General features: G+C 73.9%; 15 protein-coding genes. 11 read left to right on the plus strand and 4 right to left on the minus strand.

Going from position 1 to position 18,024, the window contains the following annotated elements; all coding sequences use genetic code 11:
* Positions 1-23 precede the first annotated feature (23 nt).
* Together ACZ5OX_RS33755 and ACZ5OX_RS33760 are read right to left on the minus strand one after the other, a co-directional pair.
* The gene (locus tag ACZ5OX_RS33755) at positions 24-2,927 is read right to left on the minus strand and encodes a DUF8189 domain-containing protein (protein ID WP_465635373.1); all 2,904 of its coding nucleotides are present in this window, start codon (positions 2,925-2,927) and stop codon (positions 24-26) included.
* Positions 2,928-3,602: 675 nt separating this feature from the next.
* Complete coding sequence (locus ACZ5OX_RS33760) at positions 3,603-4,256, minus strand: hypothetical protein (protein WP_465635375.1); 654 nt, start codon at positions 4,254-4,256, stop codon at positions 3,603-3,605.
* A 278-nt stretch (positions 4,257-4,534) separates the two neighbouring features.
* Here ACZ5OX_RS33760 and ACZ5OX_RS33765 point away from each other — a divergent pair, with 278 nt between their 5' ends.
* The 4 genes from ACZ5OX_RS33765 (at position 4,535) to ACZ5OX_RS33780 (ending at position 8,533) form a co-directional block, all read left to right on the plus strand.
* Entirely contained in the window at positions 4,535-4,942 is a 408-nt protein-coding gene (locus ACZ5OX_RS33765) for an archease (protein WP_449792643.1), read from the plus strand.
* A 50-nt stretch (positions 4,943-4,992) separates the two neighbouring features.
* Positions 4,993-6,420: an RtcB family protein gene (locus ACZ5OX_RS33770; protein WP_465635378.1), complete on the plus strand. Its 1,428-nt coding sequence runs from the start codon at positions 4,993-4,995 to the stop codon at positions 6,418-6,420.
* A gap of 179 nt (positions 6,421-6,599) precedes the next feature.
* Positions 6,600-7,703, plus strand: coding sequence for an ABC transporter ATP-binding protein (locus ACZ5OX_RS33775; protein WP_465635380.1), 1,104 nt, complete (start codon positions 6,600-6,602; stop codon positions 7,701-7,703).
* Positions 7,700-8,533, plus strand: coding sequence for an ABC transporter permease subunit (locus ACZ5OX_RS33780; RefSeq protein ID WP_465635382.1), 834 nt, complete (start codon positions 7,700-7,702; stop codon positions 8,531-8,533). Before ACZ5OX_RS33775 ends, ACZ5OX_RS33780 begins: the two co-directional genes overlap by 4 nt.
* Positions 8,534-8,578: 45 nt before the next feature.
* Here ACZ5OX_RS33780 and ACZ5OX_RS33785 read toward each other — a convergent pair whose 3' ends face one another.
* Entirely contained in the window at positions 8,579-9,490 is a 912-nt protein-coding gene (locus tag ACZ5OX_RS33785) for a LysR family transcriptional regulator (protein ID WP_465635384.1), read from the minus strand.
* A 188-nt stretch (positions 9,491-9,678) separates the two neighbouring features.
* Between ACZ5OX_RS33785 and ACZ5OX_RS33790 the strand changes: the two genes are divergently transcribed.
* Positions 9,679-10,359 carry a type 1 glutamine amidotransferase domain-containing protein gene (locus ACZ5OX_RS33790; RefSeq protein ID WP_465635386.1) on the plus strand — a complete coding sequence of 227 codons (681 nt, stop codon included), beginning with the start codon at positions 9,679-9,681 and terminating at the stop codon, positions 10,357-10,359.
* 99 nt (positions 10,360-10,458) lie between these two features.
* On the opposite strand, the gene ACZ5OX_RS33795 is transcribed toward ACZ5OX_RS33790, so the two are convergent.
* Positions 10,459-12,030, minus strand: a complete 1,572-nt coding sequence (locus ACZ5OX_RS33795; protein ID WP_465635388.1) for a carboxylesterase/lipase family protein — start codon at positions 12,028-12,030, stop codon at positions 10,459-10,461.
* A gap of 109 nt (positions 12,031-12,139) precedes the next feature.
* Here ACZ5OX_RS33795 and ACZ5OX_RS33800 point away from each other — a divergent pair, with 109 nt between their 5' ends.
* The 6 genes from ACZ5OX_RS33800 to ACZ5OX_RS33825 all read left to right on the plus strand — a co-directional run bounded on the left by ACZ5OX_RS33800 (position 12,140) and on the right by ACZ5OX_RS33825 (position 17,993).
* A complete protein-coding gene (locus ACZ5OX_RS33800) occupies positions 12,140-12,781 on the plus strand; it encodes a TetR/AcrR family transcriptional regulator (protein WP_465635390.1) in 642 nt (213 codons plus the stop codon).
* 93 nt (positions 12,782-12,874) lie between these two features.
* Positions 12,875-13,942 carry a TIGR03617 family F420-dependent LLM class oxidoreductase gene (locus ACZ5OX_RS33805; protein ID WP_465635392.1) on the plus strand — a complete coding sequence of 356 codons (1,068 nt, stop codon included), beginning with the start codon at positions 12,875-12,877 and terminating at the stop codon, positions 13,940-13,942.
* A gap of 232 nt (positions 13,943-14,174) precedes the next feature.
* On the plus strand, positions 14,175-14,669 hold the full coding sequence (locus ACZ5OX_RS33810) for a hypothetical protein (RefSeq protein WP_465635394.1): 495 nt from the start codon (positions 14,175-14,177) through the stop codon (positions 14,667-14,669).
* Positions 14,666-16,471 (plus strand): GMC family oxidoreductase, encoded by a 1,806-nt coding sequence (locus tag ACZ5OX_RS33815; protein ID WP_465635396.1) that lies wholly within the window; start codon positions 14,666-14,668, stop codon positions 16,469-16,471. The genes ACZ5OX_RS33810 and ACZ5OX_RS33815 overlap by 4 nt, the downstream gene beginning before the upstream one ends.
* The gene (locus ACZ5OX_RS33820; RefSeq protein ID WP_465635398.1) at positions 16,468-17,310 is read left to right on the plus strand and encodes a hypothetical protein; all 843 of its coding nucleotides are present in this window, start codon (positions 16,468-16,470) and stop codon (positions 17,308-17,310) included. Before ACZ5OX_RS33815 ends, ACZ5OX_RS33820 begins: the two co-directional genes overlap by 4 nt.
* Positions 17,307-17,993 carry a ribonuclease FAU-1 family protein gene (locus ACZ5OX_RS33825; protein ID WP_465635400.1) on the plus strand — a complete coding sequence of 229 codons (687 nt, stop codon included), beginning with the start codon at positions 17,307-17,309 and terminating at the stop codon, positions 17,991-17,993. The genes ACZ5OX_RS33820 and ACZ5OX_RS33825 overlap by 4 nt, the downstream gene beginning before the upstream one ends.
* The last annotated feature ends 31 nt before the right edge of the window (positions 17,994-18,024 follow it).

Below are 18,024 nucleotides of genomic sequence, written 5' to 3' on the forward strand. Positions count from 1 at the left end.
TGTTGGTCTTCCTGTCCTTGTGATTACACCTGGTACCAGGAGCGGAAGGATTCTCCGGGGGAGCCCTGGTCGATGGCCCAGGTGGTGCCTGCGGTGTCGGTGGTGGTGACGATCATGGCGCCGTTGTCGAGGAGCGTGACGCGCGGGTCTCCGGCGAAGATCATGTTCGGGTTGCCGAGGTAGGCGCCGGTGCTGAATCCGCTGGTCGGACTTCCTTGGCCGAACAGGGCGATGTGGCCGTTGGTGGTGCGGGCGACGATGTTGACGGTGCCGCCGGCTCCGGGGGACAGGACGATGCTGGTGGCGCCGCCGGTACCGCCGGTGAGGCTGATCTTGTACCACTCGCGGAACGGTCTTCCGGGTGCGGCCTGGTCGATGGCCCAGACGTCGCCGTTGACGTCGATGGCGGCCACGACCATGGTGCCGTTGGAGGCGGTGGTGACGCTGGGGTCCCCGGCGAAGGCGGGCGAGGTGGTGCCGAGGTAGGCGCCCGGGCTGAATCCGCTGGTGGGGCTGCCCTGGCCGAAGAAGGCGATGTGGCCGTTGGTGGTGCGGGCGAACAGGTTGACGGTGCCGCCTCCCGCGGGGGATGTCACGGCTGCGGCGCGGCCGGTGAGGCCGTCGCTGGCGCTGACCTTGAACCAGGTGCCGAAGGCGGAGCCGGGCGCGGTCTGGGTGGTCGCCCACAGGTCGCCCGCCGTGTCGACGGCGGTGACGAGCATGCCGCCGTTGGCGGTGAGGGTGACGGCGGGGTCCCGGGCGAAGACCGGCGCGGAGCCGCCGACCGCCGCAGCGGGGCCGAAGGACGCGTCGGGGCCGGCCTGGGCGTAGTCGACGATCCCACCGGCGCGGGTGCGGGCGAAGACGTGCACGGTGCCGCCGGCGGCCGGCGACAGGATCGGTGCCGGGTCGCCGGTGTGGACGCCCTGGCCGCTGAGCTGGTACCAGCTGCGGAAGCCGCCCGTGGTGCCGGTCTGGCTGGTCGCCCACAGGTTGCCGTCGGCGGTGACCTTGACCGCGACGAGCGTGCCGTTGGCGGCGCGCGTCATGGTGGTGGCGGGGCTGCGCAGGCTCTGTCCGCCGTCGAGTGCGGTGACGGTGTGCAGGTTGCCCTGGGCGGCCAGGCGCGGTTGTCCGAGCCCGGTGGGCGTGCCGGGGTACATCAGCAGGCAGCCGGTGGGGCAGGTGGTGGTCTGGGCGGTTCCGTCCGGGGTGTAGTAGGTCACCGGGGTGGCGGAGTCGGCCGGAGTGGTGGCGAGGATGTCGCCGGTGGTCTGGCCCGGAGTCGGGGTGAACAGGGGGTAGCCCCTGCCGCTGTCCGCGACGCTGCCGTGCAGGTTGCCGGGCGTGGTGATCAGGGGCCGGTGCTGGGGGTCGAGGCCGGTGGCGTAGACGGTGCCGGTGGCGGGGCTGCCGGCCTGGTAGCCGCGGCCGTCGGCGTTGCGGGCACCGAGGACGAGGCGCACGCGCCCGTACTCGGCGTCGTTCGGGTCGGTGGTGTTGCGTCGGGCGAGCAGGTCGGGGATGCCGTCGCCGTTGACGTCGCCGGGGGCGAGGACGTCGTAGTCGCTCCAGCCGGAGGCGGATACGACAGTGCCCGGATTCAACGTGTTGGTGTCGATCTCGGCCGCTAGGGGACCCGCCGTCGTGCCGCTGTAGAGGACGAGGGTGTCGCCGTCCTTGGTGAGCATGTCGTTCCCGGCACGGGCGTCGAGGTCGCCGGGGGCGACGATCTGGCTGGTGGTGGACCAGTCGCCCCCGCTGGGGTGGAACAGTTCGGTACGCCGGGACTCGTCGGGGGCGCCCATGCCGTTGCCGGCGTAGAGGTAGAGCCGGGTGCCCTGCTTGACGAGGAAGTCCTCGTAGCCGTCGCCGCCCAGGCCGGGGTTCTGGCTGGTGAAGTCACCCCGGTGGGTGACCTGGGCGCCGGACCAGCCCGGGTTGGCGACGGTCCGGGGCTGCTCGAAGGTGCCGTCGCCGTGGCCCGCGTACAGGACGAGTTCGCCGGTGCTGGTGGCGGCCACCAGGTCGGCGTGCCCGTCACCGGTCAGGTCGCCGGGACGGTCGCCGACCAGGGCCGGGTCGATCGCGTCGTGGACGAAGGTGGGGAATGCGGTCGTGATCAGTCTGGTGCCGGAGTTGGGGCCGCCGTCCGAGCCGTCGTAGGGCGAGAGGTTGCCGGCCTTGTCCACGGCCTGGACGGTGAGCCGGTTGGTCGGATACAGGGTGGGGGTGAACGTGACGGTCGCGGTCCCGTCCGGGCCGGCGTCCACCCACGTGCCGCCGCAGCCCTGGTTGACCACGGGCAGCGGCTTGTTGAGGGAGTAGCAGAACCCCTTCAGGCCGAACTGGTCGCTGGAGGCGAACTTGACCGTGCGGGGGGTGCGGGCGGGCACCTCCCCGACATCGATGCTGTGGCCATCCGCGGAGGTGATGGTCGGCTTGGACGGCGGGGTACGGTCGACGTTGAAGCCGCAGTCACGGCCGAAGCCCGAGCCGGCGATGCCGTCCTCGGCCTGGACGTGCCACTTGTAGCGGCCTCCGTCACGCAGGCTGTCGGCGCCGAGTCTCGTGACGGCCCAGGAACCGTTGGGGGCGCCCGCCCAGACCGGCGGGAAGAACTGCCCGGTGTCGTGGTTCCAGGCCTCGAACTTGGCGCTCAGGGCGACGTCGCTGTCCGGGTCGGAGATCCTGGCGGTCAGGACGACGTCGTTGCGCCCGACGGTGGGCCAGGCCGCCGGGTCACTGATGCACGGCACATTGACGTTGTTGCTGCTGCCCGGCGTCCACTGGCTCTCCCAGGCCGCGTAGTCGTGGAGGACCGGGGGCTGGTTGTAGGTGACCCCGAGCCGGGGGCTTCCCGTGTCGGCATGGACGGGGACGTGGCCCAGTACGGCGATGCTCACGGTGGTGGCCGAGATCAGCACGGTTGCCGTTCTCCGGGTGGTTCGCCCTATTCGGTGGGCGTTGTGACGGTGCATCCCCTTCACTTTCTGTGCGGTTGCAGGCGTCCCCATCATGCAAGCCGGCAGTGACGGCCCGGTCGAATTCGGAGGTCTCTGCTTCGGGCGAGAGGGGGAATCGGATGCCGCATTGTGATCACAGCGCGCGAAGGCCCAGTCTGATGGTGGGAGAAAAGCGGAAAAATCACCTCTTCGCGCGGCGGATCCGGCCCCGAGGGACGCCATCCTCAATATGAAGGAGTTATGAAAGAGAGATAAATGACCCTGTAGCCAGGGTTGTTGGCGAACGATCAGGGATGTCCCGTCGATGGCGCTTGGTAGTGTCCCGCCGGGTGTGATCGCACCCGTACAACACGACCAAGTGGAAAGAAACGGATGTATCCATCCGACACGGGCTCCCCGCCCGAATCGCGAACGCGTCGGTTCTGGGCAATAACACGCCCTGTGCTCCGTAAAGTCGCGCCCATGGCCGTGACGGCTCTGGGACCGCGTTGGAGATTTGCCGTGTCCCTTGACTGATGGGGTCGTTGGGCCTTGCCTGAGTGGTTCTGGGGGTGGGTCTCCGTCCGGACCTGGCGGATCAGCAGTGGGCGTTGATGGAGCCGTTGCTCCCGCCCGTGCGGGCCGCCCACCGTCGCCTCACCAGCCGAGGTCGAACTGCCAGTACGCGGTGTCGCGGTACCCGGGCGACTTCGGGGCGACCTCCAGCGTGACCGGGCCTCCCTCCCTGTCGGGCTTCACCCGTACCGGTACGGTGCGCTTCTGCTCCGTGCCGAGGGGCGGGGTGAGGGCGGTGACAGACTCGGCCCGGTCCAGGAAGATCATCGCGGGAGCAGGGACGGGAGCGGAGCCGGAGCCTGCGCTGGAGGCGGGGGTGGGGGACGGGGTGCCGGAGTCGATGGCCTTCCCCGCGTGGACCACGACGGGGGCGGAGCCACCGGTCGTGCCGAGGCCGGTGTCGGGGGACGTCCCGCCCGGGCGCAGTTCCTGGCCCGTGCCGTTGTCGTAGGTGATCGTGAAGCTGTAGCTGTTGTCGGGTTCCCGGCGGGGCGGGCTCACGGTGATCCTCAGGCCGTCGTCGTAGCGGGCGGTCCCGCCGGCGCGCAGGGGCTCGACCGCCGTTCCGGGGCCTTTGACGTACCCGTGCTGGGTCAGGGAGTCCTCGAACTTGGCCAGCGCCATGGCTCCCAGGACGAGCAGGGCGGTGAGGAGCACCACCACGATCCCGCAGATGGTGGCCCAGCGCGGGTTGGCGGAGGGCTGGGGGTGGCCGGGAGCCGCGTTCGTGTCCATGCGCATCACGGTAGGAAGCGGCCGGTCGGAGTGCATGAGCGGGCGTACTCAAGGGCCGTCTGAGTAGTGCCGACGTGCGGCTGGGGGGACGTCCGGACGCAGAGCGCCACCTCAGCGCGGGCGGAGAAGGGCGGCGACGAGACCCGTGCCGCGACCCGCACTTGCCGCCGGGCGGCTCGCGGGATGACGCTGGAGGAGAAAGACGGCAACGGGTGCGGGAGGCGTCGCTCGTGGACGGAGGCGAGCCTGCGGGCCGGTCGGCCAGTGGCCACCGGAGTGTGCCGCACACGGCTGACCTGCGGGTGGAGGCCTGGGCGCCGACGGCTGAGGGCTGCATCGGCGAGCTGGTGCACGGTGTGGTCGGGAGCTTCGCCGACCTGTCCGGCGCGCGGATCGTCGGGGAGCGTGGCTGCACCGTGCTCGCCGTGAGTGACCCGGACCTGCTCGCGGGCGTGCTGGAGGAGGTCGTCTACCGGATGGACGTCGACGGCGAACTGCCCGTCGCCGTCGCGATCGGCCCGATCGAGGGCTTGGACGGCGCTCGTCGGGTGACGGTCCGCTTCCGGATGGCCGATGCCGCGACGGCCGCGCTGGTCGGCGCGGTGCCGAAGGCCGTCTCACTGCACGACCTGGACCTGAGCGCCGGGCCGGACGGCTGGACCTGCCGGGTCACCGTGGACGTCTGAGCGCCGGCCCGGGCGCGGTGGACCGGACCTGCGGGAGCGGGGTGAGCGAGGTGGAGATCGCACTGGCCGAGGCGGGCCGCAACCGCTGGCGGATCGAGCCGCGCCCGCCGATGCGGGTGCCCGGCGTGGTGTTCGCGAACGGCGCGCTGCTGCCGCAGGCCGCCGGGGACAAGGCGCTGGAACAGGTGGCGAACGTGGCGACGCTGCCCGGGATCGTCCGCGCCTCCTTCGCGATGCCCGACGTGCACTGGGGCTACGGCTTCCCGATCGGCGGGGTCGCCGCCACCGACGTCGAACAGGGCGGGGTGGTCTCGCCCGGCGGGGTGGGCTTCGACATCTCCTGCGGGGTCCGGCTGCTGGCGGCCGGCGTCGGCCGGGACGAACTCGACCGGGACCGGCTCGTCCGACTGATGGACCTGCTGGACCGCACCGTCCCACGTGGCCTGGGCCGGGGCGGCCTGTGGCGGCTGTCCGGGCCGGAGGAACTGGACGAACTGCTGCTCGGCGGCGCCCGCTACGCCGTCGAGCACGGCCACGGCGTGCCCCGTGACCTGGAACGCTGCGAGGACCGCGGCGTGCTGGCCGGCGCGGCCCCCGGCGAGGTGAGCACCCGGGCCGTCGAACGCGGGCTGCAGCAGGTCGGCAGCCTCGGCTCGGCCAACCACTTCCTGGAGGTGCAGGCCGTCGACCGGGTCCACGACGCCGAGACCGCCGCCGCCTTCGGACTGCGGCCCGGCCAGGTCTGCGTCATGATCCACTGCGGTTCGCGCGGCCTTGGCCACCAGATCTGCACCGACCACGTCCGCGCCATGGACCGCGAACTGCACCGCTACCGGATCGAGGTCCCGGACCGCCAGCTCGCCTGCACCCCGGTCGACTCCCCCCGCGGCCGCGCCTACCTGGGCGCGATGACCGCCGCCGCCAACTACGGCCGGGCCAACCGGCAGCTGCTCTCCGAGGCGGCCCGCCGCGCCTTCGCCACCGCGCTCGGTGTCGGGCTGGAACTGGTCTACGACGTCTCGCACAACCTCGCCAAGCTGGAGACCCACGAGGTGGACGGCGAACCGCGGACACTCTGTGTGCACCGCAAGGGCGCGACCCGGGCGCTGCCGCCCGGTGACCCCGACCTGCCCGCCGACCTGGCGGAGGCCGGGCAGCCGGTGCTGGTGCCGGGCACCATGGGCACCGCCTCGTACGTCATGGTCGGCCTGCCCGGCAACGAGGCGTTCCGCTCCGCCTGCCACGGCGCCGGACGGGTGCTGAGCCGCCACCAGGCGCTGCGCACCGTGCGCGGCGAGCGGCTGAAGGACGAGCTGGAGGCGCAGGGGGTTGCGGTGCGGCCGGCCTCCTGGCGGGCGCTGGCCGAGGAGACCCCGCAGGCCTACAAGGACGTCGACGCGGTGGCCGCCGTCACCGAGGCCGCCGGGCTCGCCCGGCAGGTCGCCCGGCTGGTGCCGCTGGGCGTGTGCAAGGGGTGACGCACGGGAGACGTGCGCAGGGATGGGGCGTACCGCGGGTGAGTTCGCCGGACCGGTCCGGGCGCGTCCCTCGACTCGCCCGGCCGGGCGCGCTTGGATGTCGGACGCGTCCGTCACGGGATCGCATCCGTCACGGGATCGCAGCCGTCACCGCAGCGCATCCGCCACAGGAGGTGGTCATGCCGGGCAACCCGGACCCAGCCGTCGACCGTCGGGGCACCGGAACCGGCCCGGTGATCGAACTGCGCTCACTCACCAAGCGCTACGGCGAGACGGTCGGCATCGAACGGCTGGACGTGTCGGTCGAGGCGGGCGAGGTGTTCGGCCTGCTCGGCCCCAACGGCGCCGGCAAGACCACCACGCTGCGCTGCCTGGTCGGCCTGCTCAGCCCCAGCGACGGACAGGTGCGGGTGCTCGGCCTGGACCCGGTCGCCGACCACGGCCGGCTCGCCCCCTCCATCGGCTACCTGCCCGGCGAACTGCGCCTCTACCCCGAACTCACCGGACAGCAGACCCTCGACCTGCTCGCCGCCCTCCAGGGCGCCCCGGTGCCGCGCCGGGGCGAGCTGTGCGAGCGGCTGAAGCTCTCCCGGGCCGACCTGGCCCGGCCGGTGGGGGAGTACTCGCGCGGCATGAAACAGAAGCTCGGGCTCGTCCAGTCGCTCCAGCACCGGCCGCCGGTGGTGGTGCTGGACGAACCGAGCGAGGGGCTCGACCCGCTGGTCCAGGAGACCTTCTACGAACTGCTCGCCGAGGAGACGGCGGCCGGGCGGACCGTCCTGCTCTCCAGCCACGTGCTGCCCGAGGTGCAGCGGACCTGCGGCCGGGTCGCCATCGTCCGCCACGGCCGGCTGGTCACCGTCCGCTCGGTGGCCGAGCTGCGCCAGGCCCGGGCCCGCCGGGTCCGGCTGCTGTTCCGCGACGGGCGGGGCGCCAGACCGCTCGGCGTCGCCGAGCGGTGGTCCCCGCGCTGGGACGGCCCACGGGTCGAGCTGCTGGTGCCGCCGGACGACGTGGTCGAGGCGGTGCGCACCCTGCTCGCCGAACAGCCGGTGGCCGACCTGACGGTGGAGGAGGCGGGTCTGGACGAGGCCTTCCTCGACCTCTACCGGTCCGTCGGCGTGGAGGAGCGTGCGAACGGCGGCGGCCTGCCGGAACCGAGTGGCCTGCGGGAGGCGAGCGGGCTGTCGGAACCGAGTGGTCTGCGGGAGGCCAGTGGGCTGTCGGAACCGAGCGGCGTGCCGGAATCGAGCGGCCCGTCGGAACCGGAGGAGAAGCCGTGAACCCGGGCACCGTCAACCGCCGCCTCCCGCTGGTCTGGCTCGCCCTGCACCGGCGCCGCCGGATGCTGCTCTCCCTGCTCTTCGGCATGGTGGTCTTCGAGACCCTGATCGTGGTGATCGCCGGAACCGTCCCGACCGCTGACCTGTTCGGCGAACGCCGCACCCCGCCCGGCGCGTTCAAGGCCTTCAGCGGCTCCAACGGCGACGTCTCCATCGCCAGCTACCCGGGCCTGCTCGGCGCCGGACTCACCCACCCGTTCTGGATCGCCCTCCAGTTGACCGTGATCGGCTCGCTCGGCGCCGCCGCCGTCGCGGCCGACGTCGAGTCCGGCACCATCGAGCTGCTGATGACCCGCCCGGTCTCCCGCCGCCGGCTGCTCGCCGAGCGGGCCGGCGCTCTGATCGCCGCCACCGTGCTGCTCAACGCCGCCGCCACCGTGACCCTCGCGATCGGGTTGGCGTTCTCCCCGAAGCTGCGCGCGGCCGTACCGGAGAGCGCGGTGTTCACCGCCGGACTGCTCGGCTGCGCCCTCGCGTTCTGCCTGACCGGACCGGTGCTGGCGGTCTCCGCGATGAGCCGGCGGCGGGCCCATGTGATCGGTGCGGCCGTCGCGTTCGGCGCGGTCGGCTTCGCGCTCAACTTCGTCGCGCTGGCCTGGTCCCCGGCCAGGTCGCTGCGCTACCTCAGCCCGTTCCACTACTACGCGCCGGGCGACGTGCTCGCCCACGGCGGGGTGCCGTGGGCGGCCTTCGGGGTGCTGCTCGGGGTGGGACTGCTCGGGCTGGCGGCGGCCTTCGTGCTGTTGGAGCGGCGGGACCTGGCCGGTTGAGGCCGGGACGTGGCAGACCGAGGCGGTCCCAGGCGGGCCGCCCGGTCAGCCCCAGGTGCGAGCCGCGGCCAGCAGGCGCTCGCGGACCACGGCCACGTGCGGGTTGGCCGAGCCGGCCGGGCGGCGGACCAGGTAAGCGGTGTTGATCGGCGGATCGGCCGGCTCGTGCAGCAACTGCAGGGCCCCGGTGGCGAGTTCGGCCCGGCACAGGTAGCCGGGCAGTACGCTCCAGCCCGCGCCCGCCGTCACCGCCGAGAGCACCGCCCGCAGGTCCGGCATAGTGACCGCCGCCCGGGCGTGCAGCCGCCGGTCGAACACGTGCCGCCAGTAGCGGCGGGCGATCGGCAGGTCCTCGGCGTAGCTGAGCAGCGGGACCTCGGCCAGCGCGCCGGGCAGCTCCCGGCCGGCCAGCCGCTCGGCCCAGACCGGGGCCGCGACCAGGACGAACTCTTCGTCGGCCAGCGGATCGGCGAGCAGCGTCCGGCCGCGCGGACGGCGGGTGGCGACCACCAGGTCGTGCTGCCCGGCCCGCAGTTCCGCCAGCAGCGGGTCGGTCAGCCCGGTCGTCACCCGCAGCCGGACGCCCTCCGCGACCAGCGGGGCCAGCTCCGCCAGCAGGACGGTGCCGAGGAACTCGGCGGGCCCGGCGAGGTGGACCGGCTCCGGCACGCCGTCGCCGTGCCCGTCGGCGAGGCCCGCGAGCTGGTCCAGTGGTACGGCCAGGCGCCCGGCGAGCTCGTCGGCGTACGGCAGTGGGCTGACCCCGCGTGCCCGGCGCTCGAACAGCTCCCGGCCGAGCCGCTGCTCCAGCGCCCGGATCTGCGCCGTCACCGTGGACTGGGACAGGCCCAGCAGGTGCGCGGCCGCGGTGAGGGAGCCCGCCCGGTGCACGGCGAGGAAGGTCCGCAGCTGGTTGAGGTCCAGCGGGCCTGATCCGGTGGTCGGCCGATCGCTCATGCCGCCGAGCGTACGGGATTCCGATGGCAGGACGGCTGCTGGACGATCCGGGTGAGGTATCGGAATCCCGATGCCTCGCATCGCGTGGCCCATTGGTTTCCGGAGGCCCGGCGCGTCTAGCGTCTCCGGCGTGAGCGCCGCGGCGGACCGTCGCGGCGGAGACCGCGGCACCCTTGGAGGCACACCTCATGGCCGACATCCTGTTCGTCGTGACCGGCGCGAGGTTCTGGACCCTGAACGACGGCACCGCGCACCCGACCGGCTTCTGGGCGGAGGAGGCGGTCGTCCCGTACCGCGCCTTCACCGAGGCGGGCCACCGGGTCACCGTCGCCACCCCGGCCGGAGTCGTCCCGGTCGCCGACGGGGCCAGCCTGACCGACCCGGCGATGGCCGAGGAAGTGGAGAAGATCGCCGAGTTCCGGCAGCCGCTCGTGCTGGCCGAGGTCGACCCGGCCGACTACGACCTCGTGTTCTACCCCGGCGGCCACGGCCCGATGGAGGACCTCGCGGTCGACCCCGACTCCGGCCGGCTGCTCACCCGGGCGCTCGCCTCCGGGCGCCCGCTCGGGGTGGTCTGCCACGGCCCGGCCGCGCTGCTCGCCGCGCGGGCCGAGGGCAGTGGCTGGCCCTTCGCCGGGTACCGGGTGACCGGTTTCACCAACGCCGAGGAGACCCAGGCCGGTCTGGCCGACCGGACGCCGTGGCTGCTCCAGGACCGGCTGGTGGAGCTCGGCGTGGACTTCGAGGAGGGCGCGCCCTGGGCGCCGCACGTGGTGGTCGACCGCAACCTGGTGACCGGTCAGAACCCGGCCTCCTCGGGGCTGGTGGCCGCCGAACTGCTGAAGCTGCTGGACGCGTCGGCGGCGTAGCGGCCGAACGGGCCCGCCGTCCGGCCGCCACGCCATCGGTGTCCGGACCCGCCGCGCCAAGGGTGCCGGGCGGCCCGCCCCGCCGGCCGGTGCCCGCCGTCAGGGGAGGTCGTAGGCGGTGAGGGGGTGCCCCGCCCAGATCCGACGGGCGGCCTGCTCCGGGTAGCGGACGGTCTCCGAACGGGCGTCCAGCACCCGGGTGAGCTGCCCGTCCGGCTCGAAGGCGGGCCACCCCGGGTCGCCGGTGGTGGCGAACCGGACCCAGGCCTCCCGCAGTTCCGCCGAGACCCGGACCGCCTCCGGCGGGGGCGGGTCGCCGAGGAAGTGCCGCGCCGCGGGGCTGTCCAGGGTGCCGAAGGCGAGCGGCACGTCCATGCCGTGGCAGGCGCCGAAGAGGCCGCCGAGGGCGGGGGCGGGCAGGGCGAGCTCGAAGAGGTACGAGGTGCCGCCGGCCGCCGCGTTGGCCTCGGCCAGCCGGAGGGACGGCACCCGGAACAGGGCGTCGGAGCTGACGGCTTCGAGGAGTTCGGAGGGCGTCGCCCCCGGGAGGGCGGCCCGGTAGGCGTCCGGGCCGCCCGGCGGCGGGGCGAACAGCTCGAGCGCCAGCCGGGCCTCCTCCTCGGTGAAATCGCCGTGCCGACCGCTGAGGACACCGAACAGCCGGAACTCGTCCCGGGTGTGACCGACCAGCAGGTCGACGCCCTCGGTCAGCGCCGACCAGGGCGAGCCGGGCAGGACCTCGCCGTCGACCACCGGGACGGTGGCGATGCCGCTGTGCGCCAGCCGGCCCCAGCGCGCGAGGTGTTCCGGCAGCGCGGCGCCGAGTTCGGTGACGGCCGAGGCCAGGCGCCGGGGGTGCACCTCGGCCAGCGCGGCGGCGGTGGGGGCCGTACCGAGCAGCTTCGCGAGCTCGGCGGTGACCTCGGCGGCCAGGGCGGGGGTGCAGTGGCTGCCCGGCACGGTGTGGGCGACGGCCCGCCGGAACAGGCCGCGGGCGGCGTCCGTCGCCAGCAGCGCGGCGACCGACCCGGCGCCCGCGGACTGCCCGGCGACGGTCACCAGGGCCGGGTCCCCGCCGAACCGGGCGATGTTGCGCCGCACCCAGCGCAGGGCGGCGATCTGGTCGAGGAAGGCCCGGTTGGCCGGGGCGCCCTCCAGCAGGGCGAAGCCCTCGGCGCCCACGCGGTAGTTGACGCTCACCACGACCAGCCCGGCGGAGGCCAGCGCGGTCGGGTCGTACAGCGGGTCGTTGGCGGTCCCGGAGATGAACCCGCCGCCGTGGATCCAGACCAGGACCGGCAGGCCGGCCGCACCGGGATCGGGCGTGCAGATGTTGAGGGTCAGCCAGTCGGAGTCCTCGGAGGCGACGGTGCCCTCGGCGGATTCGGCGGATTCGGCGGGAAGTGGTCCGGACTGCGGGACCATCGGGCCGAAGGCGGTGGCCTCGCGGACGCCGTCCCAGGGCTCGGGGTCGGCGGGTGCGGCGAAGCGGAGGGCCCCGACGGGCGGCTGGGCGTAGCGGATGCCGCGGAAGACCGCGAGCGCGTGGCCTGCCGGCTGTTCCTGTCGCCGTCCGTGTTGCTGTCCCTGCTGCTGTTCCGGTCCGCGCGGCCGCTCCCAGCGGCCGCGGACGAGCCCCTCGGTGGTGCGGATGACGGGTTGCTCCGACATGTGGACGTTCCTCCCTCGGAAGGCTTTCCACGTTATAGGTCAGCTGTATTATGTCAAGTGTATGGAAAAGACTCCGCCGGGTGCGGGGAGAGCCGAGGAGCCGCCGCCTATGCCGAAGCAGGTCGACCACCGGGAACGCAGGGAGGCGATCGCCCGTGCGCTGTGGCGGGTCGTGGAGCGGCGCGGCGCCACCCACCTGACGATGCGCGAGGTCGCGGGGGAGGCCGGCATCTCGCTCGGGCAGCTCCAGCACTACTTCGGCTCCCGGGCGCAGATGCTCACCTTCGCGATGGACTTCGCCGGCGAACAGAGCGCGCTGCGGGTCGGCCGGGCGCTGGAAGCGCTCGGTGAGCGCCCGCACCCGCGTGAGGTGCTGCGGGCGATGCTGGTCGAGATGCTGCCGCTGCAGGCCGACGCGCGGGCGACCAGCCGGATGAGCGCCGCCTACGTGCTGGAGGCGCTGCACGACGAGGAGGTGCACGCGCGGGCGCGCGGCGGCCTGCTCCAGGGGCGGGCGATGGTCGAACAGGTGGTCCGGCAGGCGATCGTCGACGGGCACCTCGCGGCCGACCGCGATCCGGGGGTGGAGACGGACTTGCTGCTCGCGCTCACCGGGTTCACCACGCTGCTGGAGCTGGGCGTGGTCGAGCCCGCCGCCGTGCTCGCGGCCGTCGACCGGCACCTGGAGCGGCTGTTCGCTGCGCCGGGCGGCGCGGGCGGGGCTGTCGGCGGTGCCGTCGGCAGTGGGTGAGACGGCCGGTGGGGCGGCGGCCCGCCCGGGGAGCGAGCCCGGGCGTGGCACGCTACCCAGGTAGCACTGCCGTCCGCGATCAGGAGCACCGCCATGGACCGACCCGCCGCCCTCCACCTCGACGCCACCGCCTCCGGCCACCCGGCGGGGATCCTGGACGCCGCCGAGCGGGCCGAACGCCGGGGCATGGACCGGCTGGTGGTCGCCGAGACCGCGTACGACCCGTTCCTCCAGCTCGCCCGCGCGGCCGACCGGACCGAGTCGATCGAACTGGCGACCGGCATCGCGGTGGCCTTCGCCCGGACCCCGATGACGCTCGCCTACCAGGCCTGGGGGCTGCACGCCGCCTCCGGCGGACGGGCCGTCATCGGGCTGGGCTCGCAGGTCAAGCCGCACATCGAGAAGCGCTTCGGGATGCCCTGGGACCGCCCGGCCGCCCGGATGCGCGAGTACGTGCACGCGGTGCGGGCGATCTGGCACAGCTGGCAGACCGGCGAACGGCTCCGCTTCCGGGGCGAGTTCTACACCCACACCGTGATGACGCCGGTGTTCTCGCCGGACCCGGTCCCGTCCGGGGTGCCGCGGATCCTGCTGGCGGGCGTGGGACCGCTGATGACCCGGACCGCCGGGGCGGTGGCCGACGGCTTCCTGAGCCACCCGTTCTCCTCCACCGCCTACCTGGCCGAGCAGGTGCTGCCCGGCCTGACCGAGGAGCGGGCCAGGGCCGAGGCGGAGGGCGCCGCGTGGACGGAACACCCGTTCGAGATCGTCGGCAACGTGCTCACCGCCACCGGCCGCACCGAGGAGGAGCTGGCGGCGAACCGCGCGGCCACCCGAGAGCGGCTCGCGTTCTACGCCTCCACGCCGGCCTACCGCCCGGTGCTGGCGCAGCACGGCTGGGAGGGGCTCCAGGAGGAGCTGCACACCCACTCGGTGCGCGGGCGCTGGGCGGAGATGGCCGCGCTGATCGACGACGAGGTGTTCGACACCTTCGCGGTCTGCGGTCCGGTGGAGGAGGTCGCCCGGGAGATCCACCACCGGTACGCGGGTCTGGTCACCCGGCTGTCCGTCAACCTCCCCGAGGAGGCCGACCCGGAGCTGGGCCTGGACGTCCTGGCGGCGGTACGGGCGTTGGGCCGACCGGAAGCGGACGCCGGGTGATCGTGGTGGGCGGTCGACCGGACACCGGGTGACGAAGTCCGGGCAGATTCGCGCAATGCGTTTCCGGCGGTGAGGGCGGGCGGCAGGATCGCGGTGGCGGGCAGGGGTGTCCGGCGAGGGTCGGCGCCCCGCGGCCCCGCCTCGTTCCGGGGCCTGTCGCGCCGTGCGGTCCTTCGCACCGTACGGCCTGCCGTGCCCCGGCCACCCGTTGCCGATCGTGGGGGGTGCCCGCGTGCCCGTGTCCGACGACCGCCCGGCCGACTACCACCTGGCGGAGTGCTGGGACCCCGTTGCGAACAAGTACGTCGACGCCCTGGCCGACCTGGACGAGTTCCTGCGCGTCTGTGCCGAGTTGACCGGCTTCGACGTCCCCGAACTGCGCTCCACCGGCATGGCGGACGAACACCACCGCACGACGCTGGCCCACCAGGTGCGCGACGAGCACGCCCTGGTCCACCTCTGGTACGTCGGCGCCTGGCCCGGCGAGGCGCCCTCCTCCGCCCGCGCCCATGATCAGGGACTGGTCTGGCGGACCTTCCACGCCGCCCCGCCGGGCGCCACCGCCCCCGGGCACGGCAGCTGGGCCGCGGCACCCCGAGGGGTCGAGGACCGGGGAGGTGCCGGGGAGCACGGAGGCGCCGGGGGCCTGGGAAGTGCCGGGGAGCACGGAGGCGCCGGGGGCCTTGAGGCCGTCGACGCACCCGACGACGGCTTCGAGGGCCGATGAGCCCCCGCTGGGACGCCGTCGTGGTCGGCGCGGGCTTCGCCGGGACACTGGTCGCCCACCGCCTCGGCGCACAGGGCTGGCGGGTCCTCGTCCTGGAGGCCGGACGCGCCGCGCCCACCGGCGTCGAGGCCTCCGCCGCCCACCGCGCGGCCGGCGGCGGACCACCCACCTCGCCCTACCCGCACAGCCCCGAGGCGCCGTCACCCGACGTCACGGACCTCACCGGAAGCCCGGACGGCGGCTTCACCGCCACCGGCCACCTTCGCCAGTACGGTCCGCTGCCCTACGCCAGCGGCTACCTGCGCGCCAACGGCGGCACCGGACTGCTCTGGACCGGGCTCACCCCACGCATGCACCCCGAGGACTTCCGCACCGGCGACCTCGGCCACGGCCGCAGCTGGCCGATCGGCTACCACGACCTGGAACCCCACTATCGCGAGGCCGAACGGGAACTCGGTGTCGCCGCCGACGCCCGGGAGCAGCGCCACGCCGTCGGACTGCCCATCCCGGACGGCTACGACTTCCCGATGCGGGCGGTCCCGGCGAGCTACCTCGACCGCCGGCTGGCCCGCGCCCTCGACGGCCGCACTGTCCACGACCCCGCCGTGCCCGGCCCCGCCCGGCTCGCCGTCACCGCCACCCCGCACGCCCGCAACGGCGTGCCGACCAGGCCCGGCTCCGCCGACGGGCCGCTCTGTGCGGGCAGTGCCGGCTGCGTCCCGGCCTGCCCGAGCGGCGCCAAGTACACCCCGCTGCGCACTCAGGCCCGCTGGGCGGCCGGCGTCGAACTGCGCACGGAGGCCGTCGTCAGCCGGGTGCTGGCCGACCCGCAGACCGGGCGGGCCCGGGAGGTCGAGTACGTCGCGGGTGGCACGACCCACCGGGTGACGGCGGACCTGGTCGTCCTCGCCGCGCACGCGATCGAGAACGCCCGACTGCTGCTCCTCTCCGGTCTGGCCGAGCGCAGCGACCAGGTCGGCCGGAACCTGATGGACCACCCGGTCCTGCTCACCTGGGGGCTGATGCCCCGCCCGGTCGGCCCCTACCGCGGGCCCGGGTCCACCAGCGGCCTGGAGGTGTTCCGGTTCGGACCCGGGCGCGCCCGCCGGGCGCCGTTCCGGATCGAGATCGGCAACTGGGGCTGGTCCTGGGCGGGCGGAGCGCCGGAGGCCGAGGCGGCGGCGCTGCTCGCGGCGGGCCTGCGCGGCAAGGAGCTGCGCGAGCGGCTCGGCGACCGGCTGGGCCGTCAGTTCTCGCTCCAGTTCGAGCTGGAGCAGCCCGCCGACCCGGCCAACCGGGTCACCCTCGACCGGGACCGGCGCGACCCGCTCGGTCTGCCGGGACCGGCCGTCCGCTACGACCTCTCGGAGTACGTCCGTGAGGGGATGGCCTCCGCCCGGGCCGTCTCCGACCAGCTGTTCGCGCTGCTCGGCGCCGAGGACCACACCGCCTACCCGGCGACCGGATGGCCGGGGCGGCTCGAACACCGGGGAACCGTCCACGGCTACCGGGGCGCCGGCCACGCGGGCGGCACCCACATCATGGGCGACTCACCCGCGAACTCGGTGGTCGACCACTGGCAGCGCTGCTGGGACCACCCCAACCTGTACGCCGTCGGCTGCGGATCGATGCCCTCCCTCGGCACCTCCAACCCCTCGCTCACCATGGCCGCCCTCGCGCTGCGCAGCGCCGAACGGATGCACCGCGACCTGCTGGAGCTGCACCGCCCGGCGACCGTCCTGCCTCCCACCCCCGACTCGTTGTCCTCGTCGCTCTCCTCCTCGTCCCCGGAGTCCTCATGACCGGCCTGCCGCTGCCTCCCGTACCGGAGCCGTACCACCTGCCCTTCCACTACGGGGCGCTGCACAACATCGGTGTCGACTACCTGGTCGACCGCGTGCGGGCGCGCGAGCTGCTCGCCAAGCGCCACCCCGGACTGAGCGTCGCCGCCTTCGACGGCGGGGCCTGCGTCTCGCTCAACTACCAGCTCTACTTCGCCCAGTACCCGAACGGCGGTGGCATCACCCAGGAGCTGGAGATCAACCTGATCGCCCACCCGATCTTCGCCGAGGACCGGATCCCGGTGGTCAACTACGGTCAGTACGCCCGGGGTTACGACCAGACCAAGCTGCTCGGGATCGCCCGGCTGCACGTGCTCTGCGACAACCCCCACGCCATCGACGCCGGGCGCCGGCTGTACGCCGAGCCCAAGCACCCGGGCTGGTTCGAGAGCACCCTGCCCTCCCTCAACGCGCCCGCCGTGCGCGAACGCTGGTCGGTCTCCTGCCGCCGGGCCACCCTCGGGCCGGACGGACTGAGCCGCCACGACGAGGAACTCCTCGCTCTGGACGTGAACCTGATCGGCCTCACCCCCGAGTCCGTCAACAACACCCCGATCACCGGCTACGGCACCGACGAGGAGGGCCAGCTGCTGGCCGGACCGCTCAACGTCCACCAGCCCTACCGGTACTACGCCCTGGACGATCGCACCGCCGACCGCGTCCGGCTCGACCTCGGCAACCCCGCCGAGGAGTCCGCCCGCGACCTCGCCCACCTGATCGCCGACGCGCCGGCCGCCGGAGCCTGGACCTACCAGTCCCCGCCGGTCGCCGCCCACAACCGGGCCTACTACGTCCGATGACGGCGCCGGTCTTCGCTCCGGGCGACACCGCAGTGCGGCGGGACGTCACCCACGGCCGGGTCTGGTCGGCCATGCCCTACACGGTCCTCGGGGACGACGGTGCGACCCTGACGCTGAGCGCCCGCCCGGGGACGCAGACCCTGGCCCCGGCCGGCTGGACCGCGGCCGCGCGCACCGGAGACGACGCCGCACGCCTGCACTGCATCGACGACCTCGCGGCCGGCCGGTGGGAACTCGACCAGTGGACCTGGCGCGACACCGCGGTGCTCAGCCGCTTCACCGCCGGAGCGCCGTTCAGCGTGCACCGCTTCCTGACGCCCGCCGGCCGACCGCTGCACTGGTACGTCAACTTCGAGCGCCCGTACCGCCGCACGGCCATCGGCCTCGACACCTTCGACCTCTTCCTGGACCTCGTGATCACCCCCGATCTGTCGGAGTACAGCTGGAAGGACGAGGACGAGTACGCCCATGCCCGGCGCCTCGGCGTCGTCGACGAGGCCACCCACCGGCAGCTGGCCCGGGCCCGGGACCTCGCCCTCGCCCAACTCCAGGACCGCGCCGGACCGTTCGCCCCGGACCCGGCCGCCTGGACGCTGCCGCCCGAGGGGCCGCTGCCCGTCCTCCCGGCCACCGCCCTCAGCACCCCCGTCGCCGTGGACCGGGACGGACCGGCTGCCGGTTAGGGGTGTGCCCTGCACCGGCCCGGCGGTCTGC

The sequence above is a fragment of the Kitasatospora sp. NPDC032121 genome (genome assembly GCF_055580145.1).

Excerpts from the sequence above, each read along its gene's own strand:
- ACZ5OX_RS33760 (WP_465635375.1), bottom strand. The coding sequence starts at position 4,256 with ATGGACACGAACGCGGCTCCCGGCCACCCCCAGCCCTCCGCCAACCCG.
- ACZ5OX_RS33775 (WP_465635380.1), top strand. The coding sequence starts at position 6,600 with ATGCCGGGCAACCCGGACCCAGCCGTCGACCGTCGGGGCACCGGAACC.
- ACZ5OX_RS33785 (WP_465635384.1), bottom strand. The coding sequence starts at position 9,490 with ATGAGCGATCGGCCGACCACCGGATCAGGCCCGCTGGACCTCAACCAG.
- ACZ5OX_RS33790 (WP_465635386.1), top strand. The coding sequence starts at position 9,679 with ATGGCCGACATCCTGTTCGTCGTGACCGGCGCGAGGTTCTGGACCCTG.
- ACZ5OX_RS33795 (WP_465635388.1), bottom strand. The coding sequence starts at position 12,030 with ATGTCGGAGCAACCCGTCATCCGCACCACCGAGGGGCTCGTCCGCGGC.
- ACZ5OX_RS33800 (WP_465635390.1), top strand. The coding sequence starts at position 12,140 with ATGCCGAAGCAGGTCGACCACCGGGAACGCAGGGAGGCGATCGCCCGT.
- ACZ5OX_RS33805 (WP_465635392.1), top strand. The coding sequence starts at position 12,875 with ATGGACCGACCCGCCGCCCTCCACCTCGACGCCACCGCCTCCGGCCAC.
- ACZ5OX_RS33815 (WP_465635396.1), top strand. The coding sequence starts at position 14,666 with ATGAGCCCCCGCTGGGACGCCGTCGTGGTCGGCGCGGGCTTCGCCGGG.
- ACZ5OX_RS33820 (WP_465635398.1), top strand. The coding sequence starts at position 16,468 with ATGACCGGCCTGCCGCTGCCTCCCGTACCGGAGCCGTACCACCTGCCC.
- ACZ5OX_RS33825 (WP_465635400.1), top strand. The coding sequence starts at position 17,307 with ATGACGGCGCCGGTCTTCGCTCCGGGCGACACCGCAGTGCGGCGGGAC.